The 26,711-nt window shown below is 57.2% G+C and carries 26 protein-coding genes; 14 read left to right on the forward strand and 12 right to left on the reverse strand.

What is annotated here, in order from left to right; genetic code table 11:
- Nucleotides 1-16: 16 nt before the first annotated feature.
- From AC3IUE_RS19820 to AC3IUE_RS19840, 5 genes are all read left to right on the forward strand, one after another.
- The gene (locus tag AC3IUE_RS19820; protein ID WP_033056644.1) at nucleotides 17-646 is read left to right on the forward strand and encodes a hypothetical protein; all 630 of its coding nucleotides are present in this window, start codon (nucleotides 17-19) and stop codon (nucleotides 644-646) included.
- Between the two features lie 19 nt (nucleotides 647-665).
- Complete coding sequence (locus tag AC3IUE_RS19825; protein ID WP_489263433.1) at nucleotides 666-1,358, forward strand: helix-turn-helix transcriptional regulator; 693 nt, start codon at nucleotides 666-668, stop codon at nucleotides 1,356-1,358.
- Between the two features lie 12 nt (nucleotides 1,359-1,370).
- Nucleotides 1,371-1,772, forward strand: coding sequence for a GFA family protein (locus AC3IUE_RS19830; protein WP_489263435.1), 402 nt, complete (start codon nucleotides 1,371-1,373; stop codon nucleotides 1,770-1,772).
- A gap of 77 nt (nucleotides 1,773-1,849) precedes the next feature.
- On the forward strand, nucleotides 1,850-2,356 hold the full coding sequence (msrA, locus tag AC3IUE_RS19835) for a peptide-methionine (S)-S-oxide reductase MsrA (RefSeq protein WP_489263436.1): 507 nt from the start codon (nucleotides 1,850-1,852) through the stop codon (nucleotides 2,354-2,356).
- Nucleotides 2,357-2,655: 299 nt separating this feature from the next.
- Complete coding sequence (locus AC3IUE_RS19840; protein WP_489263437.1) at nucleotides 2,656-3,075, forward strand: organic hydroperoxide resistance protein; 420 nt, start codon at nucleotides 2,656-2,658, stop codon at nucleotides 3,073-3,075.
- 851 nt (nucleotides 3,076-3,926) lie between these two features.
- Here AC3IUE_RS19840 and AC3IUE_RS19845 read toward each other — a convergent pair.
- The 3 genes from AC3IUE_RS19845 to AC3IUE_RS19855 are packed head-to-tail and all read right to left on the reverse strand — an operon-like array spanning nucleotide 3,927 to nucleotide 6,922.
- A complete protein-coding gene (locus tag AC3IUE_RS19845; protein WP_056743448.1) occupies nucleotides 3,927-5,435 on the reverse strand; it encodes a tripartite tricarboxylate transporter permease in 1,509 nt (502 codons plus the stop codon).
- Nucleotides 5,436-5,459: 24 nt separating this feature from the next.
- Nucleotides 5,460-5,954, reverse strand: coding sequence for a tripartite tricarboxylate transporter TctB family protein (locus tag AC3IUE_RS19850; protein ID WP_056743450.1), 495 nt, complete (start codon nucleotides 5,952-5,954; stop codon nucleotides 5,460-5,462).
- The gene (locus AC3IUE_RS19855; RefSeq protein WP_489263438.1) at nucleotides 5,951-6,922 is read right to left on the reverse strand and encodes a tripartite tricarboxylate transporter substrate binding protein; all 972 of its coding nucleotides are present in this window, start codon (nucleotides 6,920-6,922) and stop codon (nucleotides 5,951-5,953) included. The genes AC3IUE_RS19850 and AC3IUE_RS19855 overlap by 4 nt, the downstream gene beginning before the upstream one ends.
- 497 nt (nucleotides 6,923-7,419) lie before the next feature.
- On the opposite strand from AC3IUE_RS19855, the gene AC3IUE_RS19860 reads away from it, so the two are divergent.
- Nucleotides 7,420-7,965, forward strand: a complete 546-nt coding sequence (locus tag AC3IUE_RS19860; RefSeq protein ID WP_489263439.1) for a hypothetical protein — start codon at nucleotides 7,420-7,422, stop codon at nucleotides 7,963-7,965.
- Between the two features lie 105 nt (nucleotides 7,966-8,070).
- Here the strand turns inward: AC3IUE_RS19860 and AC3IUE_RS19865 are convergent, their stop codons facing one another.
- Both AC3IUE_RS19865 and AC3IUE_RS19870 read right to left on the reverse strand, forming a co-directional pair.
- On the reverse strand, nucleotides 8,071-9,159 hold the full coding sequence (locus tag AC3IUE_RS19865; RefSeq protein WP_489263440.1) for a polyamine ABC transporter substrate-binding protein: 1,089 nt from the start codon (nucleotides 9,157-9,159) through the stop codon (nucleotides 8,071-8,073).
- A 54-nt stretch (nucleotides 9,160-9,213) separates the two neighbouring features.
- Nucleotides 9,214-10,515 carry an NAD(P)/FAD-dependent oxidoreductase gene (locus tag AC3IUE_RS19870; protein WP_489263441.1) on the reverse strand — a complete coding sequence of 434 codons (1,302 nt, stop codon included), beginning with the start codon at nucleotides 10,513-10,515 and terminating at the stop codon, nucleotides 9,214-9,216.
- A gap of 149 nt (nucleotides 10,516-10,664) precedes the next feature.
- Between AC3IUE_RS19870 and AC3IUE_RS19875 the strand changes: the two genes are divergently transcribed.
- On the forward strand, nucleotides 10,665-11,567 hold the full coding sequence (locus tag AC3IUE_RS19875; RefSeq protein ID WP_489263442.1) for a LysR substrate-binding domain-containing protein: 903 nt from the start codon (nucleotides 10,665-10,667) through the stop codon (nucleotides 11,565-11,567).
- Nucleotides 11,568-11,584: 17 nt separating this feature from the next.
- Here the strand turns inward: AC3IUE_RS19875 and AC3IUE_RS19880 are convergent, their stop codons facing one another.
- Complete coding sequence (locus AC3IUE_RS19880) at nucleotides 11,585-11,806, reverse strand: hypothetical protein (RefSeq protein WP_056743460.1); 222 nt, start codon at nucleotides 11,804-11,806, stop codon at nucleotides 11,585-11,587.
- Between the two features lie 217 nt (nucleotides 11,807-12,023).
- Between AC3IUE_RS19880 and AC3IUE_RS19885 the strand changes: the two genes are divergently transcribed.
- The 7 genes from AC3IUE_RS19885 to AC3IUE_RS19915 all read left to right on the forward strand — a co-directional run bounded on the left by AC3IUE_RS19885 (nucleotide 12,024) and on the right by AC3IUE_RS19915 (nucleotide 19,879).
- Nucleotides 12,024-12,794: an alpha/beta hydrolase gene (locus tag AC3IUE_RS19885; RefSeq protein ID WP_489263444.1), complete on the forward strand. Its 771-nt coding sequence runs from the start codon at nucleotides 12,024-12,026 to the stop codon at nucleotides 12,792-12,794.
- Nucleotides 12,795-12,923: 129 nt separating this feature from the next.
- Nucleotides 12,924-13,181 (forward strand): DUF2790 domain-containing protein, encoded by a 258-nt coding sequence (locus tag AC3IUE_RS19890; RefSeq protein WP_056743465.1) that lies wholly within the window; start codon nucleotides 12,924-12,926, stop codon nucleotides 13,179-13,181.
- Nucleotides 13,182-13,289: 108 nt separating this feature from the next.
- Complete coding sequence (locus AC3IUE_RS19895) at nucleotides 13,290-13,961, forward strand: heavy metal response regulator transcription factor (RefSeq protein WP_056743466.1); 672 nt, start codon at nucleotides 13,290-13,292, stop codon at nucleotides 13,959-13,961.
- A complete protein-coding gene (locus tag AC3IUE_RS19900) occupies nucleotides 13,958-15,364 on the forward strand; it encodes a heavy metal sensor histidine kinase (protein ID WP_489263445.1) in 1,407 nt (468 codons plus the stop codon). Before AC3IUE_RS19895 ends, AC3IUE_RS19900 begins: the two co-directional genes overlap by 4 nt.
- Before the next feature lie 206 nt (nucleotides 15,365-15,570).
- On the forward strand, nucleotides 15,571-16,011 hold the full coding sequence (locus AC3IUE_RS19905; protein WP_046049359.1) for a helix-turn-helix domain-containing protein: 441 nt from the start codon (nucleotides 15,571-15,573) through the stop codon (nucleotides 16,009-16,011).
- A gap of 853 nt (nucleotides 16,012-16,864) precedes the next feature.
- Complete coding sequence (locus AC3IUE_RS19910) at nucleotides 16,865-18,049, forward strand: acetyl-CoA C-acyltransferase family protein (RefSeq protein ID WP_489263446.1); 1,185 nt, start codon at nucleotides 16,865-16,867, stop codon at nucleotides 18,047-18,049.
- A gap of 405 nt (nucleotides 18,050-18,454) precedes the next feature.
- Nucleotides 18,455-19,879: an undecaprenyl-phosphate glucose phosphotransferase gene (locus tag AC3IUE_RS19915; RefSeq protein ID WP_056743474.1), complete on the forward strand. Its 1,425-nt coding sequence runs from the start codon at nucleotides 18,455-18,457 to the stop codon at nucleotides 19,877-19,879.
- A 76-nt stretch (nucleotides 19,880-19,955) separates the two neighbouring features.
- On the opposite strand, the gene AC3IUE_RS19920 is transcribed toward AC3IUE_RS19915, so the two are convergent.
- The 6 genes from AC3IUE_RS19920 to AC3IUE_RS19945 all read right to left on the reverse strand — a co-directional run bounded on the left by AC3IUE_RS19920 (nucleotide 19,956) and on the right by AC3IUE_RS19945 (nucleotide 26,706).
- Complete coding sequence (locus AC3IUE_RS19920) at nucleotides 19,956-21,089, reverse strand: glycosyltransferase 61 family protein (protein ID WP_489263447.1); 1,134 nt, start codon at nucleotides 21,087-21,089, stop codon at nucleotides 19,956-19,958.
- Nucleotides 21,090-21,159: 70 nt separating this feature from the next.
- A complete protein-coding gene (locus AC3IUE_RS19925) occupies nucleotides 21,160-22,302 on the reverse strand; it encodes a hypothetical protein (RefSeq protein WP_489263448.1) in 1,143 nt (380 codons plus the stop codon).
- Between the two features lie 272 nt (nucleotides 22,303-22,574).
- Nucleotides 22,575-23,309, reverse strand: coding sequence for a WecB/TagA/CpsF family glycosyltransferase (locus AC3IUE_RS19930; RefSeq protein ID WP_056743480.1), 735 nt, complete (start codon nucleotides 23,307-23,309; stop codon nucleotides 22,575-22,577).
- Nucleotides 23,309-24,496, reverse strand: coding sequence for a glycosyltransferase family 2 protein (locus AC3IUE_RS19935; RefSeq protein ID WP_489263449.1), 1,188 nt, complete (start codon nucleotides 24,494-24,496; stop codon nucleotides 23,309-23,311). Before AC3IUE_RS19935 ends, AC3IUE_RS19930 begins: the two co-directional genes overlap by 1 nt.
- Nucleotides 24,493-25,695, reverse strand: a complete 1,203-nt coding sequence (locus tag AC3IUE_RS19940) for a glycosyltransferase (protein WP_056743483.1) — start codon at nucleotides 25,693-25,695, stop codon at nucleotides 24,493-24,495. Before AC3IUE_RS19940 ends, AC3IUE_RS19935 begins: the two co-directional genes overlap by 4 nt.
- A gap of 75 nt (nucleotides 25,696-25,770) precedes the next feature.
- On the reverse strand, nucleotides 25,771-26,706 hold the full coding sequence (locus tag AC3IUE_RS19945; protein ID WP_489263450.1) for a DUF535 family protein: 936 nt from the start codon (nucleotides 26,704-26,706) through the stop codon (nucleotides 25,771-25,773).
- Between the last annotated feature and the right edge of the window lie 5 nt (nucleotides 26,707-26,711).

Here is a 26,711-nt window from a genome sequence, read left to right on the forward strand (position 1 = left end):
ACCCGAGGGTGCCGTCATGAATATCAAAGTCCTGGCTTTAATGCTGTTGGCGTTCTGTGCTCAACCGGCCTGGAGTCAAAATCCCCCCGCCGCACCGGCCTCCGCCGATAGCGCTGCGTTGACCACGCGCCTGGCCTTGCGCGACCTTTGGGTCGAGCATATTTTCTGGATCAGAAATTACGCGATCGCCAACCAGGCAGCGGACAAACAGCAAGCCAAAGTCGCCGCTGACCAGGTCGTCGACAACGCGACCAAAATCGCCAACAGCATCGCTCCGCTCTACGGTCAGCCCGCTGCCGATCAACTGCTCAAGCTGCTTGCCGGTCACTGGGGCGCGGTGAAACACTACAGCGACGCCACGGTCGCCAAAGATACGAAAGGCAAGCAGGCAGCCGTCACGGATTTGACCAGCAATGCCAAGGCGATTGCGGCGTTTCTGGCCAAAGCCAACCCCAACCTGCCTGAAAACACGCTGGTTGCCATGTTGTCAGCTCACGGCGGCCACCACGTTGCCCAGGTCGATGAACTCGCCGCGCACGATTATGCAGGCGAAGCACGCACCTGGCAGATGATGCGCACCCATATCGTGTCGCTGGCTGACGCGCTGACGGCCGCACTGGTCAAGCAGTTCCCGGACAAGTTCTGATACCGCGCGAGGGCAAACCATGCTGGAAGGACTGGGCCGTACACAGCAGGACCTGCTCAATGCGTTGCTGCACCATGCGGGCGGCATGAGCATTGACGAGTTGGCTGACCATCTTTCGGTGACACGCACCGCGGTTCGCCAGCATCTGGCGGCGCTGGAGCGTGACGCCTTGGTGCTGCGCGGCGAAACCCGTCCAACGGGCCGGCGGCCAGAGCAGCTGTATCAGCTCACCGACCATGCGCGGGAGCAGTTCCCTCGCCAATACCAGATGCTGGCCAGTGTGCTGATCGAGGAAGTGGCCGACATCATCGGCCACGATGCCCTGGCTTCGCTGATGCGCAGCATGGGCCGCAAACTGGCCCAGGACCGTGAACCTCAGGTGGTTGACGAAGCCAGGATCGTGCAGCACATGAACCAGGCGGGATACGAAGCAGAGGTGTTTTTTCGCTCGTCCGACGACAAGGAAATCGTCGCGCATAATTGCGTCTTCCACCGCCTGGCCGCGGCCCACCCGGTGGTCTGCGAACTGGACCTGGCCTTGATCGGAGCGTTAGGCGGTGGTGAAGTCGATCACACGGAGTGCATGGTCCGCGGCGGAAATGTCTGTCGATTCAAACTGCGACCAGTCGTAGAAAAGGCCAGCGAGCCTGGTGTTTCACCCAATTCGCCAAACCCCACACCAGACCGCGACAGTGACGCGACCGACACCTGAGAAACGATAAACATGGATGCACTTCACCAAGGAAGTTGCCTGTGCGGCGCAGTGAAATATCGAGTGGCCGCTGAGCTGAAAGCGGTTACCCATTGCCATTGCAGCCAATGCCGCAAGAGCCACGGGGCAGCGTTCGCGACCTATGCAAGCGCACCCAGGTCGGCGATTACGATCATTGCGGAAGTCGAGACGCTCAAAACCTTTCACTCGTCTGAAGGCGTCGTCCGACAGTTCTGTGGCGACTGCAGCTCTTCGCTGTTCTGGTCTGATTCCAAAGGTGAGTATTCGGACTGGATGTCAGTGGCGATAGGCACGCTGGATACGCCGTTTCTGAGTGAAAAACAGAAACACGTGTGTGTTGCATCGAAAGCGCCATGGTACGCAATCGAGGATCGGTGGCCGCGGACCGAGTGAGCGTTTTCGGCCAAAAAGCGAAAGCACATGAGGTACATTGATACCTGATCCCAAATTCACTGATGGGAGGGACCTATATGACGACGCGAACTGAAACTGCCATCCTGGCCGGTGGCTGCTTCTGGGGCATGCAGGACTTGCTGAGACGTTACCCCGGCGTGCTGTCCACGCGGGTGGGATACTCGGGCGGCGATGTGCCCAATGCGACTTACCGCAACCATGGCACGCATGCGGAAGCGATCGAGATCGTGTTCGATCCGGACCAGATCAGCTATCGCCAGATCCTCGAGTTTTTCTTTCAGATCCACGACCCGACGACGACGAATCGTCAGGGCAACGATGTGGGTATGAGCTACCGTTCTGCACTCTTCTATCTCAACGATGAACAGAAGCAAGTGGCCGAGGACACGGTAGCCGACGCTGATGCATCTGGCTTGTGGCCCGACAAGGTCGTCACTGAAATCGTGCCCGCTGGCCCGTTCTGGGAGGCAGAGCCGGAACATCAGGACTACCTCGAACACTATCCCAACGGCTACACGTGCCATTTCATTCGGCCAAACTGGAAACTGCCTAAACGAGGGTGATGGTGAGGTTTAAAGCGGTCCCGCCGACAGCTGTCGGCGAGACCGAGTCCGTGTGCTTCACGCCGAATAACCAAGCTCCTCCGCCGGAAAAGCCCCGCCCTTCCCTGCCACCACATACAGGTGGTCGGAAGATTTGTAACGCTCTGTATTTTCCCTGGCGATCTTACACAGCGATACACAACCACTGGATCAGGACACATACGCAGTACATGAAGGTGAAAAAGTGGGCGGCGTCGAACACCTGGCGTTCTCCGATGAACCCAGGCTAAAGAGCCCAACACCCCAGCAGGAGCCACCTCATGATCAATGAAATCGATACCGTGCTTTACACCGGCAAGATCCACACGACCGGAGGCCGTAACGGCGAGTCACGAAGCGACGATGGACGTTTGGACATCAAACTTTCCGCGCCTGGCTCGTCAGGGAGTGGCACCAATCCCGAACAGCTGCTGGCGGCAGGTTGGTCGGCCTGTTTCATCGGTGCAATGGGTAAGGCGGCTGTCGCGTTGAAGGTGACCCTGCCGAGCGACGTCGCCGTCGATGCCGAAGTGGACCTGGGCAAGACCGAGGACGCCTTTTTCCTCCAGGCGCGCCTCAATGTCAGTCTTCCGGGTCTGGACCCTGCTGTCGCTCGGGCGGTGGTGGATGGCGCCCACCAGCGGTGCCCGTACTCCAAAGCGACCCGTGGCAACATCGACGTCACGATCAATCTGGTTTAACCCAAAGCACTCCGTGCGGCGCTGTTCACTTAAGATCGGGGTACATATCCGTTTCTGCGGTGATGGCTGATTACGGTTTCGCTTTTACAGCGAGTCACTTGGAAAAGCTCCAAGTAACCAAGGGCTCTTGCCCCTCCATTCGGTGCCTCGCCTAGGCTCGGCATACCCTCACTCCGGCATTGCTCCGGGGGCCCGCCGCCATCGGCCATCCATGGCCGGGGGCGGCTACCGCGGCATCCTTGCCGCGGTGCCCCCTGCGCAACGCCTGCGTTCGGCCTCTGGGAAAGGGGCAAGCAGATCAAGATCAAAATCCAAAGCCAAAACAAGATCAACAGCTCCCGGCACCCACTGATCGTTCCCACGCTCTGCGTGGGAATGCATCCCGTGACGCTCCGCGTCACCAGTGCGTAGGACTTAAGTCTTGCGTCGACAGCGGAACGCGGAGCGTCCCCGGCGGCATTCCCACGCGGAGCGTGGGAACGATCAACAACTTTCGCTTCTCACCACTCAACAGGCCGAGCGTTAGCTCGCCTGCAGCTTTTGATCTTGATGCACCGCCCCCTCGAGAGGCCGAGTGGAGGTTCTGCGCAGTGGGCAACCCGGCATGGATGCCGGGTTAGCCGCCCCCGGCCATGGATGGCCGATGGCGGCGGGCCCACGGAGCAGGACCGGAGCGAGGGCATGCCGAGTCTAGGCGAGGCACCGAACGTCAGGGGCAAGAGCCCTTGGTTACTTGGGGCTCTTCCAAGTGACTCGCTGTAAAAGCGAAACCGATAGCCGCCGTGACCGCAGAAACGGATATACACACAAAAAACAAAACACAGCCCGGCAGGCTGCGCTGGCCAATCCGCTCAATCGTCCTCATGCAACTTGATACCGCGAGCGTGAAGCAGATGCGGAACCACCAGCACCAGCAGCGTCAGCGCGAGGAACGCGGCCGATATCGGTTGCGTCACAAACACCAGCCAGTCCCCCTCGCTGATGGACAACGCATTGCGCAGCTGTTTTTCAGCCATCGGCCCCAGCAGCATGCCGACGATCACCGGGGCGACGGGGAAATCGAAACGACGCATCAGCACCCCGCCCCAACCGATCGCCAACATCAGCAAAAGATCGAAGGAAGAGTGACGCATGCCGTACACGCCGATGGTGGCAAACACCAGAATGCCGGCGTTCAGGTACGGCCGGGGAATCTGCAGGAGCTTGACCCACAGCCCCACCAACGGGAGATTCAACACCAACAGGATCACGTTGCCGACATACAGCGAGGCCACCAGGGTCCAGACCAGTTCCCCCGACGTCTGGAAGAGCATCGGCCCCGGTTGCAGGTTGTAGTTCTGGAACGCGGCCAACAGAATCGCCGCGGTGGCGGACGTCGGTATGCCGAGCGTCAGCAGTGGCACCAAAGAACCCGTCGCGCTCGCGTTGTTGGCCGCCTCGGGACCGGCGACCCCTTCGATCGCCCCCTCGCCCTTGCTGCCTGCAAACTCTTTCGGGTACTTGCTCAGTTTGCGTTCCGCCGAATAGGACAGGAACGTCGGAATTTCAGCGCCACCGGCCGGAATCGAGCCGAATGGAAAGCCGATCAACGTGCCCCGTAGCCAGGCGGGTACCGAGCGTTTCCAGTCAGCGCGCGTCATCCACAACGAGGTCAAGCGGTGCCGACCGGACGCTTCTTCTTTTTGATACAGCAGGCTGTACAAGGCCTCACCCACGGCAAACAAACCGACCGCCACGAGCACGACTTCGATGCCATCCACCAACTCCGGCACCGCCAAGGTGTAGCGGGCAATGCCCGAGGTCGAGTCCAGGCCGATCAAGCCGATGGTCAGTCCAATCCCGAGCGAGGCAAAACCGCGCAGCATTGAAGCGCCGAGTACCGCAGACACCGTCGTGAAGGACAGCACCAGAATCGCGAAATACTCGGCAGGACCAAACTTGAGCGCCAGCGTGGCAACAACAGGGGCAAACAATGTCAGCAACACCGTCGCGATGGTGCCGGCGACAAATGAGCCTATCGCGGCCGTTGCCAAGGCTGGTCCTGCCCGGCCGTTGCGCGCCATGAGATTGCCTTCCAGGGCCGTGACCATGGAGGACGATTCACCGGGCGTATTGAGCAGGATGGAGGTGGTCGAGCCGCCAAACTGCGCGCCGTAATAGATACCGGCGAACATGATCAAGGCGCCCGTAGGATCAACCTTGGCGGTGATCGGCAGCAGCAGTGCAACGGTCAGCGCCGGCCCAATACCCGGCAAGACCCCAATGGCGGTGCCGAGCAAACAGCCGATAAAACCCCACATCAAATTGATCGGTGTCAGCGCAGCAGAAAAACCAATGGCCAGGTTTGCGAGAGTTTCCACCTTGTTTACCTCCTTCGGCCCGGGTCAGATCCAGGCATTGACCAGGGGCGGCAGGGAAACCCCTAGCCCGGCGTTGAACAGCCAGTAAATCGGCAGGGTCAAGGCAATGCCGATGGCGAGATCGCGCACCGGACGCCGACTGCCAAACCCCCGCGCCGAACAGGCAAACAGCAGCCCGGCGGCCAATACGAACCCGATGAGGTTAATCAGCACGGCCACCCCCACAAGCCCCGCCGTCACCCAGGCTGCGCCGGATTTGCCGCCGGGCAGCGCTTGGGCAGCTTCGTCGCTGTGGTCTGCCAGCTCGCGGAAACCGCCGGTGACGGCCTGATAGCACAGCAACAGACCGACGACGCCCAGGAACACCGAGACAGCGTACGGATAGACGTGGGCTCCCAGGATGACGAAGCCCATCTCGGGAGGAAACCGGAATGCACCCACCGCCAACACGGCGCTGATGGCAATCACTCCGACGCCAATCGCCAGTTGCACCGGCACGATTGCGCGAGGCTGGGTCATTTCGAAACCAGCCCGACCTCGACCAGCATTGCGCGCAGCCGCACATGCTCTTCGTCGACGAATTTGCCGAACTCATCGCCAGTCAGGACGTTGGGTGACCATTTGTTGGTGTCGATATTTTCTTTCCAGACTTTGCTGTTGGTGGCGACCACGACGGCGTCGATCACTTCTTTGCGCTGCTCGGGCGTGAGGTTCGCGGCACCGTAAACACCACGCCAATTGCCGATGGTCACGTCGTAGCCTTTCTCTTTCAGGGTCGGTGCATCGATGCCTTCAATGCGTTCTGGCGCGCCGATGGCAAGTACTCGGAACTGGCCGTTCCTGATGTATTGGCCAAGCTCGGCATAGCCACCGGTGATCACCTTGATCTGCCCGCCCAATGCCTGAGCAACGACTTCACCCCCACCCGCGAAGGCGACGTAATTCACCTTGTTGACCGGGACACCCATTTTCGCGGCCAACTCGGCAATGCCGATGTGATCGATCGACCCCTTGGAACCACCGCCCCAGGAAATACTGGTCGGCTTGTCTTTGAAGACTTTCAGCAAGTCCTCCAGGGTTTTGAACTCGGATTCTTTGCGGACGGCAATCACGTTGTATTCGGTAAACAGCCGGGCAATCGGTGTTACGTCCTTCAAGGTGATTTGTGGCTTGTTCTGTTCAATGGCAGTGACCATGATCGCACCGACAACCAGCAGCGCATTCGGATCGCCCTTGGTGCTGTTGGCGAACTGCGCCAGCCCCAATGTCCCCCCTGCTCCGCCCTTGTTCTCGAAGGTGGTGGATTTGGCCGTGTTGGCCTCGATCAAAGCTTTGCCCAGGACCCTGGCGGTCTGGTCATAACCGCCACCCACAGAACCCGGGGCCATGAACTTGACGGTGTCGAGCGCAAAGGCCGGTGTCGCGAGCGCAGCAGCGGTAACGGCCGTTGCGATGCAGCGGCTGAATCGACGGAACAAAGCGGACATAAGTTGTCTCCCGAGACTTTTGTTTTTATGGGCACCCGTTGAACGTTGATCAGGGAGCAAACCCTGATCAATGAATATCCATCTCGGGATAAGCGTAGGCCATGGTTAGGGCCATGACATACAACAAAGAATCTCTTGGAATAAGACCTGAAGTGATACGCGCGACTGTAATACAACTCACTAGGCACGCTGAATCACGGTGCGGCAGACCGAGGAAAAGCAGGCATTGGGCCTAATGCCAATCAGTTAAGCCAGCTGCGCCGCACTTCCTTGTAGCAGCTGGCGGAGCCTGCGTTCGGCTGCGATAGATTGCAGTGCGGCTTAACCGACTGGCATCAGGTATTGAGCCGGTCGACTATTCTGAAGGTCGCTGCCGCATCTGCACACTGAGTTGTCTAGCCTCCTGATTCAATCCTGCGGGGAGACGTTCAATGCTCTGGCCTCGACTCTACTACTTCGTTTCCGGACTTCTATACCCCGGTGCCCTTGGCGCCGCCATGACGTGGTTCGTGATCGGACTCAGCTCCCCAAATTGGCCATCGGGACCCGCCCTGCTTCTTGCTCTCTGGTTCACCGTCTACCACAGCCTACAATTTGTGCGTCTTATGGATCGGCACGATAACTGGTGCTCGGACCACAAGAACCCCAGATATCGTGAGGACGCTTTTAAGCAAGAGGTATATGGCCTCCCCGCGCTTGTATCAGACATCCTCGACTCCCTCGCCCTGTTCGTGGCGTTTGGTGGTTTCGGCTTCTCGGGCAGTGCTGTAACTGCTCATCAGTTCGTCTGGGTGTTCGGCGCCGCCATCCTTGTGCCCCTCTCTGCCATCGCGGCACATGAAGGGCTATACAAACATTCGGATAAATACAAGGTAGTACGCCCTGCCCTGATAGTCGCCACGACGGTGCTCGCCGTCTTCGGAGTCCTATTGAACTGGAGTTTTTCAGGCACAGAACCCCATCAAGGAACGTCATGGATCATTGCGGGATTGTGGGGTTGCCTGGCTGTCTATGCCTGGTTTCTCTATCGCGCAGATCCCTAAAGTAGACAAGGGGCAGTTTTAGACTCTGTGCATTACTTCGGGGCTGGAAGCCTGCTCCCGGGGGCGCGCCTGATGCGACGCACCCCAAGGATCGTGCCGATGTTGTTATGTGTTGGTTTTCAATTTGGTCCACAGGCGGGTCGTCAACCGTGCGATGGCCGCAGGCAACTCCTCGACGGTAAACAACTTGTCCAACACACGTGTCGGCGGGTAAATCGCCAGGTCCTGCTTCACCGCCGGAACAACATACTGATCCGCCGCAAGGTTGGGGTTGGCGTAATGGATGCTGTTGCTGATGTTGGCAATGACCTGAGGTGTCAGCAGGTAGTTCATGTAGGCGTAGCCATTCTTCTCGTGCGGCGCACTCTTGGGCATGACCACCATGTCGAACCACAGCGTGGAACCTTCGTCAGGGATCGAATAGGCGATGTCGATGCCGTTGTTGGCTTCCTTGGCGCTGGAGGCCGCCTGCACGATGTCGCCATTGAAACCGATCACCGCGCAGACATTGCCGTTCGCCAGGTCGCTGATGTATTTGGAGGCGTGGAAATACTGGACGTAAGGTCTGATTTTGAGCAGCGCCTGCTCGGCTTTCTTGTAGTCCGCCGGCTCGTGGCTATGCGGTGGAAGCCCCAGGTAATTCAGGGTGATCGGCAGGATCTGCGTAGGGTTATCGATAATCGCCACGCCGCACTGACTCAGCTTCTTGATGTTGTCTTCATCAAAAAACAGTTTCCAGGAATGGGTGACATCGGTGTTGCCAAAAATCGCCTTGATCTTCTCGACGTTGTAGCCAATACCCGCCGTGCCCCACATGTACGGATAACCGTACTGGTTGCCCGGATCATTGACCTCGAGTTTTTTCATCAACGCCGGGTCAAGGTTTTTCCAGTTGGGTAGCTGGCTTTTTTCGAGCTTTTGAACGGCCCCGGCTTTGATCAATCGGGACAGAAAATGGTTCGAAGGGCTCACCACGTCATAGCCGGTGTTGCCGGTCATCAGTTTGGATTCCAGCACTTCGTTGCTGTCGTGAATATCGTATGTTGCCTTGATCCCCGTTTCCTTGGTGAAGGTGGTCAAGGTGTCGTCGGCGATGTAGCCGTTCCAGTTAGAAATATTGACGACTTCGTCAGCGTAAGTGGCTGCCGACAACGTCGCCAGCACGACCATCAGGGAAATGTTATTGACGCGCATGTTCAATCACCGTGTGTTTGATGAATTTTTGTTCTTTTTTGATCGCCGGGTGTTCTAGATTTCTGTTTTGGCCCGGACCGCCTCCACGCGCATTCGAAGCATGGCACCGATATCGAGCAAGGGCCGCGGTGGCAGCCATCCCGGCTGGGCCCTGCGCATCACCGATTCGAGGATCGGCGAGCTGTCACCTGATGCCAGTTCGGCGAGCAAGCGTCCCCAAAGGGTGCCGCGTGCGACGCCCGAACCATTGCAGCCGGCCACCGCAAACACACCTTCGTCGACCTTGGCGAAATACGGTTGCCCGGTGCGTGAAGCGCTCAAGTGTCCGGTCCAGGTGTATTGAATGTCCTGCTCGCTCAAGAACGGGAAGCGTCGTTGCAAGCCGAGCACATGGTGTTTGCGACGGTGCAGCAGCTCACTGTTGGATAAATCCCGAGAACGGTATTCCGCCGTGTTGCGGATCATCACGCGGCGGTCCGGGGTCAGTCGCACCGTGGCGCCCAAGGGCCGGGTGGACAGCACGCCCCAAGGCTCAACCGCGCCGATGGACTTGAACTCGGCGTCGCTGAGCGGCCGTGTCAGGCTGGCGCTGAGTTCCATCGGGAACGTCCCGCTGTCGTCTATTCCGGAGCGCGGGATGAACGCGTTCAGGCACACAAGGACTTGCCTGGCCTCGATGCTTCCCTCGGTGCCATTGGCGCGAATACGCCCTTTGCCCAAACGCTCCAGACCGGTGATATCGGTGTTCTCAAACAGGGTCACGTTGGCCGGCAGCGTATCCAGCAGGCCCTTCACGTATTTCGCCGGTTGCAGCAGTGCGTTGCCATTGCCGCACCAGATCGCGGCCTGGTAATGCGCGGTGCCCAGTTGTTTGCTCAGCGGTTCACCTTCCAGAAAATGCGCAGAGGCGCCGACAGCGCGTAGCGTTGCCAGTTTGGCCGCCACATCGGTCAACTTGCCGGGATCGTTGACGGCGAAGTAGTAGCCCGATTCCCTGAATTCACATTCGATGCCCAGACGAGCGATGCGCCGGCGTACTTCGTCACTGGCGGCACGGGAAATCGAGGTATCGACTTCAAAACCGGCGAACCCGGGGTTGCCGATCAACTCATCTTTGGCAGGATGTTCGTGTCCCACCACGAAACCGGAATTGCGCGCCGAGGCGCCCTGCGCGGCCCGTTGTCTGTCGACAATCACGATCCGCGCCTGAGGGTGCATTTCAGCGAGTGTGTGAGCGGCACACAGCCCGGTGATACCGGCACCGACAATCAGCCAATCGGCTTTTTGCGTGCCTTTGAGAGCATCGCGAGCGGGTGAACTCCCCGCCTGCGCAATCCAGCCACATACATTGGTCATGCATCACCTCATCTGCCTGTCGTTCTGCAAGCACCGCACATGACGTCATCGCATGAGTATTTCCGGCTGGCGCTGGCTAGAGCTAGAATCTATAAGGCCTGTAGTGATACAACCAACGTTATAAAATCATCGAGCTATTCAAAAAACGCATGGATAAAATTCACCACGTTCCTTCTCTCCAGGCCTTGCAGGCGCTGGTCGAGGTCGCAGGCTCAGGCAGCTTCACGCACGCGGCGCAAAAGCTGTGCCTGACCCAAAGCGCAGTGAGCCGAAAAATCCAGCAGTTGGAGAGCCACTTCGACTTGCCGATGTTCGTGAGGAATAGCCGCAGCGTTCGACTGACACCGGAAGGCGAACAGGTGCTTGCGACCGCCCGAAGTATCCTGGCGCAACTGAAAACCCTTGAAGATCGGCTGACACCGCAAAAACGCCCCTTCCGCATACGCATGCATGTGTCGCTGGCGGTTCGATGGTTGCTGCCAAAATTGAGCGAGTTCTATCGAAGTCATCCGCAGGTTTCGCTGTCGATCGAAACCGTGGCCACAGAAGTGGTGGAACCGGCCATCGACAGCGACGCCTACATCCTCTATCTGCCAGAGCCGTCCCGCGATCCTGACTGCCTGACGTTGTTCGAGGAGGCGCTGGTGCCGGTGTGCGCTCCGGGTCTGGGCAGCATCTCCCAGCCGTTGGAGTCGGTGGCCGATCTCGTGCGTTTCCCGCTGTTGCATCGTTCGGCGGACCAGCATGACTGGTTCCGGTGGCTGCAAGCCAATGGCGGCCAGTCACTCGAGGACTACCGCCACATTCCCTTCAACCTCGACGAGTTGGCGCTCGATGCGGCGGCGCGAGGGCTGGGAGTCGCCATGACTGACCTGACCCTGGCAGGCGAATCACTTGAACGCGGCGTACTCGTCGTTCCGTTCGGCCATCCATTGAAGACCCGCGGCATTTACGCCTTGAACCTGCAACCTTCCGCCGCCGCTCATCCAGCCTGTTCGCTGATCATGCAGTGGTTCACCCAACAGGCCGAACAGCCAGCAGGCGAAGTTTGACCACCAGGGTTTGAACACTACGTTCCGCGCCCTAACCCTTCTGTCGCATTGGCAAAAGCGGCGCTCGCCTCTTGGACCAGCCTGCGCCATTCAGCGCTGTTGATGAGGCCGGTGCGCTCCATCTCATCGGCAGCCTTGAGCAACGCGTCATATTGCTCTTCGGCATCCATCCGGATTTCGGGCACTTTCAGGAGCTGATACCAGGCCGCCAAGGCTTCGCTCTTTTGATCATCACTCATGCTCAAACTCCCAAAGACACTCTTCGTTTTGAAGTTTTTTCATGGGTGGCGTTCCTCGCTCCCGACATACGGCAGTCAGGCATAAAGACAGTTGCGCCGTGCATTACAAACTTGTCATTGAGTTGTCAGCGTCGCCAGCACCCTCGCTTCATACAGTGGCGTCGTCAGTCACCCGCCGCGGGTGACACACCTCCCACTGATGACAAGGGTCGACACCATGAAAGCAATGAGTAAATTCTGCCTGATCGCCACCAGCCTGTTGATGCTGGGCACCGGTTCCGCCATGGCCAGCAACATCGCGCCGGTCAAAGCCAACAACGTCGTGCTGGTGCACGGTTCCTGGGCCGATGGCTCGAGCTGGTCGGACGTGATCACCCGGTTGCAGGCCGCTGGCTTGCACGTCACGGCGGTGCAAAACCCGTTGACCTCGGTCGCCGACGACGTTGCCGCCACGCAACGCGTGCTCAATCAACAAGACGGCCCGACCGTGCTGGTCGGCCACTCCTACGCCGGCACCGTGGTCAGTGAAGCTGGGGTCAATCCGAACGTCAGCTCGCTGGTTTACGTCGCGGCCCGGGCACCGGACGCCGGCGAGGACTTCGTCGCGCTGTCGGCCAAGTACCCGACCATGCCCGTGCGCGCCGGCACTGAGGAGCACGATGGTTTCATCAGCCTGAAGCAAGACGCCTTCCTCAAATACTTCGCCAGCGACGTGCCCCACGACAAGGCGATGGAACTGTTCGCCGTCCAGCAACCGATCGCCAAAACCCTGTTCACCGACCGCACCACCGCCGCGGCCTGGCACACCAAGCCGTCGTGGTACGCGGTCTCCAGCCTCGATCAAACCATCAACCCGGACCTGGAACGCTTCCTCGCCAAACGCATGAACGCGACCACCATCGAGCTGCCGTCGAGTCACCTGTCTTTGGTCTCCCACTCCAAAGAAATCGCTGACCTGATCCTCGAAGCCGCTGGTCGCCAACCGTAACGTCGACGCCGTTTCATTACAAAATTGTCATTCAACTGTGGGTCGGCTGTGCGGATCGCCTGGTTAACCTGAGTTCACTGCCAGGCAACCCATCGGCAGCCAACCTGCCCCTGAATAGAGGGAATCATCATGAAAATGTTAATCCTCGGTGTTGCTGCTCTCCTCGCCACCGGTTCGGCGTTTGCCGCTACCCAGACCACCGAACCTGTCATCCACGACAAGACCGGTTTCTTCGTCCACCTGGACATCGCCAAAGACCTGTCCAGCAATATCATCTCGCAAGAATGCGGCATCGTCCCCGAGCAGCTGATTTACCTCGACCATCAGGGTCGCAAGCACGTGCTGGATTATCAGGTCCAGGGCATGGGTTGCATTGGTGACAATTGATCAGACGCCTGTACTCACGGAGGATCGGGCTACACTGGCGCCACTGGCTGACCTCTGTAGCCCGCCGCCGCGACCTGTATGTTGCCGACACCGAACCAGGCAGACCCCATGAACATCCTCGTAGTCGAAGACGAACCCAAAGCAGGCAATTACCTGCTCAACGGCCTGCAGGAACTCGGCTACTCCGTCAGCCTGGCCCGCGATGGCGCCGATGGCCTGCACCTGGCGCTGGAGAACGATTTCGACGTCATTGTGCTGGACGTCATGATGCCGAAAATGGATGGCTGGGAAGTCCTGCGCCGCTTGCGCAAGGAAGCCGACACCCCGGTGCTGTTTCTCACGGCCCGCGATGACATCGCCGACCGCATCAAGGGCCTGGAACTGGGCGCCGACGATTACCTGATCAAACCGTTTTCCTTCGCCGAACTGGTGGCGCGCCTGCGCACCCTGACCCGGCGCGGTCCCACCCGGGAAGAAGAACAGTTGCAAGTCGCCGACCTGCAAATCGACGTGCTCAAACGCCGCATCACCCGTGCCGGCGTGCGGATCACCCTGACCAACAAGGAGTTCGCCCTGCTGCATCTGTTCGCCGCGCACCAAGGCCAGGTTCTGTCGCGCTCGATGATCGCTTCGCGAGTCTGGGACATGAATTTCGACAGTGACACCAACGTCGTGGATGTCGCGGTGCGGCGCCTGCGGCTGAAAATCGACGACCCGTTCCAACTCAAGTTGATTCACAGCGTGCGCGGTATCGGCTACCGCTTCGATACTCAACCATGACCTCACGCCTTCGCCACTCGTTGACGCTACGCCTGGCCCTTGTGTTTGCCTTGCTCGCCTTTGTCTCGCTGACCCTCCTGGGTGTAGCGTTGTACCGGGATCTGGAACGCGAGCTGATTCGTCGCGACGACGCCGCCCTGGTGAACCGCATCGATCAATTGCGCACCTTCCTCAACGACAGCAACACGCTGGATCTGATCAAGACCAAACCGGCGCTGTTCCAGAACATGCTCGGCAATCGCGAGGCGCTGCTGACCATCGGCGCCCCCGGACAAAAACCCTTGCTGGTGGTCAACCCGGGAAACCTCGCCGTGCCGTCACTGGCGCCGGTGGCCATGGACCATCCGTTGGCGCTGGCCGACGTGCAGCATTACCCAAGTGTGGACGGCGTGCCCTTCGCAGCGCTGGCGGCGACCATCGACTCCGGCGATCTGGGCAGCCTGCAAGTGGTCACCGGGCGCCTGATGACCGAGCGCACCGCGGTCCTCGCCCGCTACCGACTCAACGTGTACCTCTTCGCCAGCGTGGCGGCGATTCTGCTGGCGCTGTCCGGCTATCTGCTGGTGCATCGCGGGCTCTTGCCCGTGCGACGCCTGGCCCGACACGCCCAAGGCATCGGCGTCGGCAACCTCACCGAGCGCCTCGACAGCCAGGGCGCACCGCGGGAACTGCTGCCGATGATCGAGGCGTTCAACGCAATGCTCGACCGTCTCGGCAAGGGCTTCGTGCAACTGGGTCAGGTGTCGACCGACATGGCCCATGAACTGCGCACGCCGATCAACAACCTGCTCGGCGAAACCCAGGTCGCCCTGCAGCAAAACCGCAGCATTGAGGCCTATCAGCAACTGCTCGCCTCCAACGTCGAAGAGCTGGAGCGCCTGGCGCGGATGCTCGACAACATGCTGTTTCTGGCCCGCACCGACCCGGCCAGTGCTTTGCGCCAACGGCAGGAACTGGATGCAGCCGAAGAAATGGAACGCATGGCCGACTATTTCGAAGGGCTGGCGGCGGATGTCGGGATCAGCATCGATGCCCAGGGCAGCGGAATGATCTGGGCCGAACCGATGTTGCTACGCCGCGCCCTGGCCAACCTTTGCGCCAACGCGATCAAATACGGCGCGCCTGACTCCGAGCTGTTCATCCGAGCCACACCCGCGGCCGACGGCATCCGCCTGCACGTGCGCAACCACGGCCAGACCATCCCCGCCGAACACTTGCCCAGACTGTTCGAGCGTTTCTACCGAGTCGACGAATCCCGCGAACGCTCGGCCCACTCCAACGGCCTGGGGTTGTCGATCGTGGCGACGATCATGCAGCTGCACAATGGGGCTTACAGCGTTAGCAGCAGCGAGGGCATCACCTGCTTTGAGCTGTTCTTTCCGGCGCGGCAATTGGATGAATGAAGTCGGACCGGCCTGTCGCATGAACTGAATCTGCCCGTCGCGGCTCCGCTACATGTCTCATTTTATTTCCCTGCTTTGACAATCGGCGCTTGAGCTTTAGCCTGTAAAAACCTATAAAAATTATAGGTAACTGGGCGCAATCGATGTCGACGAAAACGGGAGATATCTCGTCATAGTGACCACGATGCAAAGGGAGAGATAATTTGATGTACCACTACGTTGAGAGCGGGCTACCGAACGTCTGGCTTAGCAACGGCTACAGGGTGAAAGAGACTGCCTATGGCGAGTCAGTTGCTATCACGGATGTCGAGGGCCTTCACGACTTTATCGGCAAGACGATTGCGCAAAAACCGGCAGCTCTGACCGGTGCAGAGTTTCGGTTCCTGCGTAAAGAGCTGGGTTTGTCTCAAGAAAGGCTGGCCAGCATTGTCGGACTGACCTCCCAAGCGGTGGCGATCTGGGAAAAGACTGACAAGATTCCGACTGTAAATGATCGCTACCTGCGCGGGCTTTACCTGGAAGCCAAGACTGGCGAGGCGGATCTGATGGCCGCCATTAACTCGATCAACGAACTGGATCATGAGCTTCATAAGCTCAACCTTCAGTTTGAAGATGGATGGCACAAGCAAGACCAAACGTGCGCCTGACAAAGACCTGAATTACAAAGCCCGGACGTGTACCGTAATGCTGTTCGCTTAAGCTCGGTGTTTCCAGGTACACACATGCGTAGCGAGGGGGCGGTGGATCAACGTTGGTAGAGGCGCCGATGGAGGTCGTTACAGGTTGACGGACAGGCTCAGGGCGTGAGGGGCGCGTGCACCGCAAAAGCAAAAGCGAGGCGGCCTACCGGCCGGCCTTTCTCTTCAAGCGTACGCAATCCCCTGTGGGAGCGAGCCTGCTCACGAAGGACGTCAACGGTGACGCGTGCTGTCTGAATGAACGCGGTGTCCGGACGTTTTTCGCGAGCAGGCTCGCTCCCACAGGTACAACGCCGGGCTTTTGATCTTGCTTCTGATCTTGATCTGCCCCGTCGGAAGGCCGAGCGCAGGTTCTGCGCAGTGGGCACCGCGGCAAGGATGCCGCGGTAGCCGCCCCCGGCCATGGATGGCCGATGGCGGCGGGCCCACGGAGCAGGACCGGAGCGAGGGCATGCCGAGCCTGGGCGAGGCACCGTACGTCAGGGGCAAAAGCGTTTGGTTACTTGGCGCTTTTCCAAGTGACCCGCCGTAAGGGCGGAACCCTAAGTCGCCATCACCACAGAAACGGATATGTCCCCCAACCTTAAGTGAACAGCATTACGGACGTGTACCGGGCTTTTTTCTTTTCTGCGCTTTTTACCGGATCAGACGGATCAAAAAGCGACTTCAACTGAAATGGCCAAAAACGCCACCCCCCTTGAGCAGTTTTGGCATAGGCCAAAATCATTGCTGTGTCTAGACTCACCCCCATATGACAGTGCGAAAGCACACTTGAATCCAGGGCTGTTCCAGGGGAACCCGCATGAACCCATCCGACATTTTTGTTATCAGCGCCGTCCGCTCCGCCATCGGCAGCTTTGGCGGTTCGCTCAAAGATGTGCCACCTATCCAACTGGCCACTGACGTTTGCCGTGCCGCCATTGAACGTTCGGGGCTGGCGCCTGAACACATCGGTCACGTGGTGATGGGGCATGTGATCCCAACGGAAGCACGTGATGCCTACATCTCTCGTGCCGTGGCGATGAATGCCGGCCTGCCGAAAGAGACGCCCGCCTTCAACGTCAACCGCCTCTGCGGTTCTGGTTTGCAGGCCATTGTCAGTGCCGCTCAAAGTTTGATGTTGGGGGATGCCGGGGCTGCGCTGGCGGGGGGCGTCGAGTCCATGAGCCGCGGGGCCTATATCTTGCCGCAGGCGCGCTGGGGCGCACGCATGGGTGATATGCAAGCCATCGACTACGTGCTCGGCGCTCTGCAAGACCCGTTTGGCGGTTTCCACATGGGCATTACTGCGGAAAACATCGCCGAGCGCTATGGCATCACTCGTCAGGCTCAGGATGAGTTGGCGCTGCTCAGCCAGCAACGGGCGGCTCGGGCGATTGCCGAAGGGCGGTTTACCGACCAGATCGTGCCGATCGAATTAGCGTCCCGCAAAGGTACCGTGACGTTTGCGACGGACGAGCATGTCCGCGCCGAGGTCAATGCCGAGCAATTGGGCAAGATGAAACCAGCCTTCAAAAAAGACGGCAGCGTCACCGCCGGCAACGCGTCGGGCCTCAATGATGGTGCCGGAGCTCTGATCTTGGCCACCGGTCAGATGGTTCTCGATCAAGGTCTCAAACCGATGGCCCGACTGGTCGGTTATGCCCATGCCGGTGTGGAGCCAGAGCTGATGGGGTTGGGACCGATTCCCGCCACCCGCCTGGTCCTCAAACGCGCCGGCCTGACCGTTGCCGACCTGGATGTCATCGAGTCCAACGAAGCATTCGCGGCCCAGGCGTGTGCCGTGGCACAGGAACTGGGCTTCGACCCGGAGAAGGTCAACCCGAACGGTTCCGGGATTTCTCTGGGTCACCCGGTGGGCGCGACCGGTGCGATTATCGCCACCAAGGCGATTCACGAACTGCACCGTGTTCAGGGCCGTTATGCCCTGGCAACCATGTGCATCGGCGGCGGCCAAGGCATCGCCGTGTTGTTCGAACGCGTCTGATCGACCCAAACGAAGACGGCGCCCATTGTGGGCGCCGTTTCGTTTTCCCCCGATGGAATCAGTGCGCAATGCAATCAGACTCCCTGCGAACAATCCCGAATGCTGACCAGGCACGACCTTGCTGCTGACACAGCGGACGGCCCCGCTGCGGGCCGGTCGGTATCTCGATGGGCTTCATTTTTTCAGGCCCTGAGGTTCTACTAAACTACTCAGGACTACGCAGATTCAGTGAATGATTTCACAGTACTGCTAAAGTGATAGCACGCGTCACCACATGCTCCCAAAGCCTGTAATTTTCGAAGGTGGGTGGCTAATCACGGTGACGACAACGCTCTCAAGCGAGGGCAGCATGAACTGAATCGCGTCATCATCGAGCGCGAGGGGCAGCAGACATGAGGTCTAAATATGATATTTGAGCCCAACAGTACCCGTTCCGTTCTCCAGCGAAGAAGCAGTACCAGTATCGTTATTCAGGCTGGTCTCGATTGTGTTGCGGTGACCGGCGTTGCGTGGTTTTTGATCAATTATCATATCGGCTTCATCACGCAGTCCTATGTCATCCTGCTCCTGTTGCTGCTGGGGGCGTTGGCCGTCGTGTACGACCACTATGCCATTTACCGCAGCAATGTTGTTTTTACCGTCAAAGCCTTCAAGCTTTTGAAAGCGTGGACTGCTACGTTTGGCTTTCTCGTTGCCATGGCCTTTCTTACCAAGCAAAGCGAACAGTACTCACGTTTATTGGTTGGGCAGTTATTTGTTGTTGGATATTTTGCCCAGTTGCTTTTGCACCTCGCGACACGCGAGATGCAGAAAAAGTTTTTGGCCCACCCGACTCAATTGGAAAACTCGCTCATCATTGGCTCGGGCGAGCTGGCCAGCTATCTTCACAAGAAAATCAGCAATAATCCCTGGCTCGGTGAGCGCATAGTCGGCTGTGTGTTGATTGGCGCGGACGATGATCGGGGAAAGGAAAGTCTGGAAGGCGCGCAACGTCTGTCGATACTGGGCGATATCTCCGACCTTGATGAGTTAGTTGTTAAACATGCCATTCGTACCGTCTATTTCGTGACCCCTCTGGGTGGCTCAGAGGTCATCCAGGATGTTTATTTAAGGCTGTTCGATAAACACATCTCTGTTAACTGGGTGCCTGACATTTTCTCGTTGCGCCTGATCAACCACAGTGTTCGCGAAATTGCCGGCATTCCCGTGCTGACCTTGTCTGAAACTCCGCTGATGGGGATGCGTCTGTTTCTGAAGAACCTTGAGGACAAAGTCCTGGCCTTTCTCATTTTGGTTCTTGCAGCGCCAGTCCTGGTAGCCGTCGCCATTGCCATCAAGCTCGATAGCCCCGGCCCCATATTCTTTCGTCAGCAGCGCATGGGGTGGAGTGGAGAAGCTTTTCGGATCTGGAAGTTCAGAAGCATGGTCGTCCATCAGCCGGAAGACGGCATCGTCAAACAGGCGCAAAAGAATGACCCGCGCATGACCAGAGTGGGAGCCTTTATTCGACGAACCAGCCTCGATGAACTACCGCAGTTGTTCAATGTTTTGATGGGGGAAATGTCTCTGGTGGGGCCTCGCCCGCACGCTATTCAACACGATGTGCAGTACTCGCCCGACGTCTCGGGCTACTTTGCGCGCCACAACATTAAACCGGGCATCACAGGCCTGGCTCAGGTGCGTGGCTATCGTGGTGAAACGAGGGATATAGATCAGATGATTCGGCGTGTTGACTCGGACATTGAATACATCAACAACTGGTCGCTATGGCTCGATTTCGTCATCCTTGTACGAACGGTGTTTGCCTTCTCCGGTAAGCATGCCTACTAAGCTGACATTACCCAGAATACCGGGGTGGCTTCCTGCCCCGGCATGAATTCAAATATCCAGAAACCTGAAGAAGCTGTTATGCCGGAAATAGATCCAGCGTCCGCTCAACCTCATCGGGATCGATCCTGAAGCCATTGCCCTCTTGCGTACCGACCACAAAGCCAAAGTTTTGGTGATCACGATCCGTTAGATATTTGAAAAAACAGAGGAAGCGATTAGGGGGCTGCAATACCAGCAGCGAACCACCCGGCTGGAGTACATTAACGCCGTGTATTAGATGACTCCCTTCAATCCCTACCACTGTTCTTGCACCGGCACAGGCCGCTACGATAGTCGGAACGTCGGATTTGGCAGGATCGATAATCCGAAACCCCCTGCGGTCACGCAGACGCTCGGCAAGTTCCAATTCATTGCGTAACAATCGCAATTCTCCCGTGCCACCTCGCAGAACGAACACGCCTGGGTGATCGCAAACTTTTACGTGCGAGAGTAACTTTTCACCCATCGCCCGAAAACGCAGGTGCTTATGTCGATTTTGACTTAGGTCGTCAAAGATAACGAGCTCACGAAAAAATGCATCGCGTAAACGAACCGGCGTCATACCAAGCCAGTCCTCATAGCCGGGGGCATGAAGTATGCAGGTCGTAACGGTGGACACAAGGTTGGCAGACACTGCCGTGGTCACCGGAACGCCTTCCTCGCAGGCTATTGGATAGGTTATACAATCATCCATTAACCACGAGCCAAACCATTTATTCCCTCCCGCCGTGCAAAACATCGCACCGCGATCAATTTCGTTTTCTACGCGAATCTTTGGTAACCATCCAGATCTAGGCGACAACGAAGACTTGGCATTACCTTTGTAAAGAGTGCCATCAATTAACCAGACATCTTTAAGCAGGTAGCCTCGTGTTGACCCATGTTCAACACTGCCCACTCCTTCCATTGTGCGACGGGGATGCTCGTAAGGATAAAAAAGTTCCCCTGCCCATCCCGTCACACGTTCGAGTTGATCGGGAAGGAAAAAAGCGGGCGGAGCAATTGAGATTTCGCCTGGAGCAATTTCCCACGTTTTCACGGCCAGGCTTTGCAGCGCTAACGACGGCTTCCGTAAAAGTCGCGTTTTAAGAATGTGTTTATACGCAGCAAGGCTCCACTTTGATTGGCCACCACTCGTCAATGCGTTAAATTTCGACATATGCTCCCCCATCGTAATGTGGTTATACCGAAACAGCGTTTATGGCCAAACAGGTAAACCGTACTTCTTTAAAGCAACCTATTCAGGTGGATACAATAGTTTCCAGAATAGGGGGTAATGCCAGATGAGCGTAGCGGCCGCGCAAGGTGTCGAGAAGCGCCTCTTCCGGTTTTCTAGAACAATGAAGATATATTTTGAACAGTCCACCAAAACCCATTTCACGATATCGACCCGCGACCTCCTCATCACTTGGTCCGTCCGGCAACCCAAGATGAAGTGTCAGCTTTTTGCTTTCGACAGCAAATAGAGGCGTCTCCCAAAGAAATTGCGCCGCGCCCACCTTAGGCAGTCGAACAAATAAATAGCCGTAGTTACCCAGCGTATCGACATCACCACCACGCCGTCTTTTCCATTCGAGAAGTCCATCGTCCGGGCGTGCCAGGCAAGTTCCGATATCATAATAGTCAAAACCATTTTCTATCGCCCACTCAAGCGCCATGAACGTGGTAATCGAGTTAATTTCACGTAATTTCTTAGCATCTGAAAATACAACATCGGGGTAGCCGAAACGGACGGTGCTCCAGTAGCGTTTTCCTGCCCGGGTAATCACGCACCCAAGATGGCATGCAACAATTTCATCCTCCAGCAGTACTAGATCGAGCCGCCCGACGCTTTTTGCCACCCGTTGAACTTCACGGGATTCAATTTGAGAGGCCGCTGCTCCATGCCTTGCGCTGGCATAGGGCTTCAGCATTTCCCGATCTGCGATTTCAATTTCGTCATCGTTCAAGGCCTGTTTCATACGATAGCGCAACCGGTTCTTGCGCAGATTTCGACGCAATTCGGTATTGTACCTGGCCGTAATATCCTCAATTGACCGGCTCAGCGGAACGACAGCACTTAAATATTGAGGCACAGATAATGCACCCAAGGTCGGCATTTCACTGACCCACACTGTCCGCTCTGAATTATCCAACTTCAATTGGCTATTAACCGTTTGAGATTCGGCGCCCAGTAGAACCTTTACAAATTCCCGCTGTGTTTTCCTGCCCACATAGAGAATGTCATAGGTGCTGTCTTCGCGCAGTTTGAATCTGGCAATTTCCCAGCGCCAAAAACATGCCCTCCCCCCTATATCTTGCAGCCAGGCGAGCGCCTTCCTTAGCTCAAATCGCATTGAAGGAGAGATTAACTTACGTATTAATTCGGCTATGTATTTTTTCATTTGGTTATTAGCACACTTCAAGGAATGGCCATTTGAGTTTACAAATCAATAACCTAACTACTCGAAATGAGCGCTCGACAGCCGAGCACTTTTTTCAAAATATGCGGCGTCTGACAACATTTTGTTGACGCCAATCTTAATGATGAAAACGACCCCGAACATACCCGTCAAGTCGATAATTCCAACCTGAGTAAAGGTGCTACGTCGGGGTTTTGCAAGATATTTCAGCCGTGTTTTTTATGGCGCCGGCCAGGCGTCAAATTCTTGTAACGTCAGGAATCCCTGTAGATCAACGTGCGTAACAAGAACATCGGATTACCCACCACATAGCGACTGAATAATCGCTTTGGCTCACCTATTAGCCTGAACAGCCACTCACAACCGAGACGACGCACCCATTGCGGAGCACGCGTCACCTTGCCGCCGAGAAAATCCAGGATCGCCCCACCGCACACGACCAGACAGGGCACGCCACTGACGGCTAACCTGGCAGCAACGGCTTCTTGCTTGGGCATGCCCATACCCAGCACAACCAGTTCCGGCTGAAACTGCCGTGCAAGGTTTATGTAGGCATCCACCGGCGCGAATCCATGGTGAGCAGACACTACATTGATCGCAAATAGTGCTTCGCTACGCTGCACCGCATTGGCTAGAAAGGGCTCTTCAGTCCCCCAGAAAGCCACGCGCCGGCCCTTGAACGCGGCCAGCAACTTGGGAATGAAATCGGTGCCATTCATGTTTAGCCCCGGCTCCAGGCCGAGTCGACGAAACAGGATGGCCATGCCGGAGCCGTCTCGTAACAACACGTCCGCAGCCAGCAGAGCGTTAAAGTAGTCGGTATTGGCCGCCACCAGATTCATGGCATGGGCATTGGCGAACCCGAGCACTGTCGTCACGTCAGGTCTGGATAACGCATCAATCAAGGCTTGCTCGTCATCAACATCGCTGACCACCCTGAGTTTCCGGGTAATCGTTTGCCAGCTGTGCTGCCAGGATAAAGCACGCATTAGCTGTCATCTCGCTTCGAACGCACCCATTCAACCTGGCGCTTAAGCAAAAATCCGAGATACAGAGGGATTTTCTTCAGCGCGTAGAACGGCGCATACAACAAGGCTGAAAAAGAAATAATCCCGCGACCAAATTGGCTCCATGCCAGCAAGATCGTCACACCCAATATTGCCACCCCGGAAGAAGCGATCAATGCTGGCGCCAACGCTCCGGACAGCATAAATACCAACCATGACAGACCAAATGCCGCCGCCAAGGCCAACGTCAACAAGGCCAATGGAGGGACCATCAAATCCAGCGTCATCGCCAGCAGACTCCCGTTACGCTGGCCAATCGACTCCACCAGCAACTTTGGCGTATCTCCGAGAATCACCCCTAAATGACCATGCTCCCAGCGCGTACGCTGGGTAGTTAAGCCTTCATCGCTGCGCGGAAAATAACTGGTCACCCGCGCATCGGGGCAAAACACTGGCGGCTTGCCGCTTCGGCATAAATCCAGGCCCATCTTCAAATCTTCAACGATGTGGCCACTGGCTAAATTGATCAACGTCAGATCCCGCCAGACGAAAGCCATTCCCGTGCCCATTAGCTGACAGGGCAAACCAAGTCGGGTCCAACCCTGCGGCCGTACCCGATTCTTCACACACCAGGCAAACTCGGCAAGCCGCACTTTCAGCCCGGAACCTGCGGGAGCAAGCATTAAATTAAGGGCTTGCGCTGGCCGCCCTGAGTCGATGCAACAGATTGCCAAACGCTCAATAGAACCCTCGGCCACCTGGCAATCCGCATCGATAACAATCATGACGTCCGGCGCATCGCTCGCCAAATGACGCACCCCACAGTCCAGCGCATAACCCTTGCCACGCTGCTGAACATTGCTGCGCTCCACCACCTCGGCGCCCGCCGTGCGGGCCAGCGCCGCCGTGTCGTCAGAACAGTTGTCCGCCACCACCAATAGGCGATCACCCGAAAGCAACTGCGGCCGAATGCTATTTAATGTCGCGACGATGATCGAGGATTCATTGTGTGCCGGTATCAACACCGCCACCCGCGGTCGCGATCCTTGCACCGACGAGCGCGACCGTGCAGGCAGACAGGCCATCAGCACCTGTACAAACAGCACCAACACCGGCAGGAGGAGGAGTATCAGCAGTAAGCTGAACAGCCAACTAAGTAATGTGATCATGCTTGCGCCCTAAACAAATTAGCCAACTTGGTCGCTTCGATATCGATGTCGTGTCGCTCCAGCACTCTCTGATAAGCCGCCTCGCCCATCCGCTGCAACACCTCGACAGGTTGCGCGAGGCAGTCCGCCAGTGCCGCCGCCAACTCATCCACCGCTCCAGCGGGAAACAACCAACCGTTCTCACCCTGTCGCACTAACTCGGGAATGCCCGCCACATAGCTCGTCAGTACAGGTCGGCGCAACGCCATGGCCTCCATGATGACCACCGGCAATCCCTCGGCGAAACTCGGCAACACCAAGGCCCGCGCCGCGAGAATCTCCGCCCGCACCTGATCGCTGCTGATCCAGCCGGTAATTCGCACCCGCGCCTGCAAGCCATACCGTGCAATCAGGGTTTCGATTTCCGCGCGCATTTCTCCATCGCCGGCCAGTACTATTTCGAACTCCACGTTTTGCGCTGCCAGGATGCGGGCAGCCTCAAGCAACAACAGTTGTCCCTTCTGCTCACACAAACGACCTACACAAACCAACCGCGGCGCGGATGGCACGGCAACGGCCGGCACATCGTGAAACGCCCGCTCCAGCCCACAGTGCACCACCTTTACCCTCGCCCAGTGCGCATGAGCCACCCAGCGAAACAGCTGGCTACGTCCATAAGAACTGATCGCCGCGACAAAAGCTGCGCGCCGGACTTTCTCGCCCAAATGAATAAACTGCGGTTTGTCGAACTCTTCCGGCCCGTGCACGGTAAAACTGTACGCCGGCCCACCGAGTACATTGGCCAGCATCACCACCTCGGTTGAGTTGGTGCCGAAATGCGCATGCACATGCTCGGCCCCAAACGCCTGCAACCAGGTCAGCACGCGGCACGCCTCGGACAAATAGACCAAATGATACGGCCAGGGGCGATCGGCACGCCGGCCCATGCGTAGCGCCAGCCACAGCGCCGAAAAAAAGCGTCGCGGCTGGGCGCGCAGCACCTGAAGCACAGGCACTAACAGCTCTTTGACTCCGCCCTGCAGCACATACTGGGTTTTATCGCGTTCGGACACGTCCTCGGCATCCACCAATTCGGCATCCCAGCCACGCAGGGCAATGCGCTGCACCACAAACCCCTGACGCTCCAACGCCAAAATCTCGCGACGAATGAAGCTATGGCTGACTTTGGGGTATTGATTGATGAAATAAGCGATGCGCATAGGAACCAGACTTAGTTGTCGTTGCGGTGGATTATTACTGCAAGTAATCCCACAGTAGTACAGGTATCAGGAACGTCAACTAGCCATACGACTACTGCTATAACTGCCTATCAACACGCTGTCTATCTTTTTAAAGGTGTCATCCAGCAACTCATAGCGCCTGCGGTACATGGCACGTTTTTTTGAAGCAATACTGTCGAGCGGCTTCCTGGACAGCATCATGGGAATCTCAAAAAAATCTTCGCGCTCTGACGGAGTCGCTCCATGCTCTAACCAGATCACATCATAATTTGCCGCCAGTTCCAGGGCTTTGTGAGCGCCAAAATACGGATGACGATGGTGGCGATACCCATCCCCTACCGCATAAATTTTCTCAACTCCGATATTGATGGCAATGTATTTAATAACTTCGATCAGAAAGCTTCTTGGCCGAAGGCCTTCAAAGTCTTTAGTCAGGTCCCTGTAGATACTCAACGACAACTCACTCTCGACGCCTTTATGTATCCCTTGAACGGCGCCGATAAAAATACATAACTCTGTGTCCGTGCGACACAAGGTGAAGGCTATTGATGCAATGCGCAGATCCCCCTGAAACAAGTTCAGCACCAACTCCCCTTCACGCATAAACCAGAAGGGACGATCCAGCACCAGGGAACAACCAGCCCCAAACTCCGACAAATCACTCAGCATCAAGCTGTCACTTCGTCCCAACAGCAATAGCTGCGGACAGCTTTTGGTAACCACTTCGTAATGCGAGGCTAAAACACTAAGCTTATTCTTGGGGCTCCAGCTTTTACTGATGTATGGCCAATGAACAACGCCAACACAATCCCCGCCTAATTTCTCAACACCAGACTTACCCAGGGCGTTCGACATCCGCCCGCAAAACAACTTTAGCTCGGACCAGTTTTTTGCAACCAGAACCAACATTTTAAATTTATTATTCAATGCCCTTAAGGAATACCCAGCGTGTAAAAAAAACACGCTCTTTAATATCACCCAATTATTCATATAAG

It is taken from the genome of Pseudomonas sp. GL_093 (assembly GCF_057837605.1).

What these genes read in the sequence shown, in the direction of transcription:
- AC3IUE_RS19820 (WP_033056644.1), top strand. Translation starts at nt 17, where the DNA reads ATGAATATCAAAGTCCTGGCTTTAATGCTGTTGGCGTTCTGTGCTCAA.
- AC3IUE_RS19825 (WP_489263433.1), top strand. Translation starts at nt 666, where the DNA reads ATGCTGGAAGGACTGGGCCGTACACAGCAGGACCTGCTCAATGCGTTG.
- AC3IUE_RS19830 (WP_489263435.1), top strand. Translation starts at nt 1,371, where the DNA reads ATGGATGCACTTCACCAAGGAAGTTGCCTGTGCGGCGCAGTGAAATAT.
- msrA (WP_489263436.1), top strand. Translation starts at nt 1,850, where the DNA reads ATGACGACGCGAACTGAAACTGCCATCCTGGCCGGTGGCTGCTTCTGG.
- AC3IUE_RS19840 (WP_489263437.1), top strand. Translation starts at nt 2,656, where the DNA reads ATGATCAATGAAATCGATACCGTGCTTTACACCGGCAAGATCCACACG.
- AC3IUE_RS19850 (WP_056743450.1), bottom strand. Translation starts at nt 5,954, where the DNA reads ATGACCCAGCCTCGCGCAATCGTGCCGGTGCAACTGGCGATTGGCGTC.
- AC3IUE_RS19855 (WP_489263438.1), bottom strand. Translation starts at nt 6,922, where the DNA reads ATGTCCGCTTTGTTCCGTCGATTCAGCCGCTGCATCGCAACGGCCGTT.
- AC3IUE_RS19860 (WP_489263439.1), top strand. Translation starts at nt 7,420, where the DNA reads ATGACGTGGTTCGTGATCGGACTCAGCTCCCCAAATTGGCCATCGGGA.
- AC3IUE_RS19865 (WP_489263440.1), bottom strand. Translation starts at nt 9,159, where the DNA reads ATGCGCGTCAATAACATTTCCCTGATGGTCGTGCTGGCGACGTTGTCG.
- AC3IUE_RS19870 (WP_489263441.1), bottom strand. Translation starts at nt 10,515, where the DNA reads ATGACCAATGTATGTGGCTGGATTGCGCAGGCGGGGAGTTCACCCGCT.
- AC3IUE_RS19875 (WP_489263442.1), top strand. Translation starts at nt 10,665, where the DNA reads ATGGATAAAATTCACCACGTTCCTTCTCTCCAGGCCTTGCAGGCGCTG.
- AC3IUE_RS19880 (WP_056743460.1), bottom strand. Translation starts at nt 11,806, where the DNA reads ATGAGTGATGATCAAAAGAGCGAAGCCTTGGCGGCCTGGTATCAGCTC.
- AC3IUE_RS19885 (WP_489263444.1), top strand. Translation starts at nt 12,024, where the DNA reads ATGAAAGCAATGAGTAAATTCTGCCTGATCGCCACCAGCCTGTTGATG.
- AC3IUE_RS19890 (WP_056743465.1), top strand. Translation starts at nt 12,924, where the DNA reads ATGAAAATGTTAATCCTCGGTGTTGCTGCTCTCCTCGCCACCGGTTCG.
- AC3IUE_RS19895 (WP_056743466.1), top strand. Translation starts at nt 13,290, where the DNA reads ATGAACATCCTCGTAGTCGAAGACGAACCCAAAGCAGGCAATTACCTG.
- AC3IUE_RS19900 (WP_489263445.1), top strand. Translation starts at nt 13,958, where the DNA reads ATGACCTCACGCCTTCGCCACTCGTTGACGCTACGCCTGGCCCTTGTG.
- AC3IUE_RS19905 (WP_046049359.1), top strand. Translation starts at nt 15,571, where the DNA reads ATGTACCACTACGTTGAGAGCGGGCTACCGAACGTCTGGCTTAGCAAC.
- AC3IUE_RS19910 (WP_489263446.1), top strand. Translation starts at nt 16,865, where the DNA reads ATGAACCCATCCGACATTTTTGTTATCAGCGCCGTCCGCTCCGCCATC.
- AC3IUE_RS19915 (WP_056743474.1), top strand. Translation starts at nt 18,455, where the DNA reads ATGATATTTGAGCCCAACAGTACCCGTTCCGTTCTCCAGCGAAGAAGC.
- AC3IUE_RS19920 (WP_489263447.1), bottom strand. Translation starts at nt 21,089, where the DNA reads ATGGGGGAGCATATGTCGAAATTTAACGCATTGACGAGTGGTGGCCAA.
- AC3IUE_RS19925 (WP_489263448.1), bottom strand. Translation starts at nt 22,302, where the DNA reads ATGAAAAAATACATAGCCGAATTAATACGTAAGTTAATCTCTCCTTCA.
- AC3IUE_RS19930 (WP_056743480.1), bottom strand. Translation starts at nt 23,309, where the DNA reads ATGCGTGCTTTATCCTGGCAGCACAGCTGGCAAACGATTACCCGGAAA.
- AC3IUE_RS19935 (WP_489263449.1), bottom strand. Translation starts at nt 24,496, where the DNA reads ATGATCACATTACTTAGTTGGCTGTTCAGCTTACTGCTGATACTCCTC.
- AC3IUE_RS19940 (WP_056743483.1), bottom strand. Translation starts at nt 25,695, where the DNA reads ATGCGCATCGCTTATTTCATCAATCAATACCCCAAAGTCAGCCATAGC.
- AC3IUE_RS19945 (WP_489263450.1), bottom strand. Translation starts at nt 26,706, where the DNA reads ATGAATAATTGGGTGATATTAAAGAGCGTGTTTTTTTTACACGCTGGG.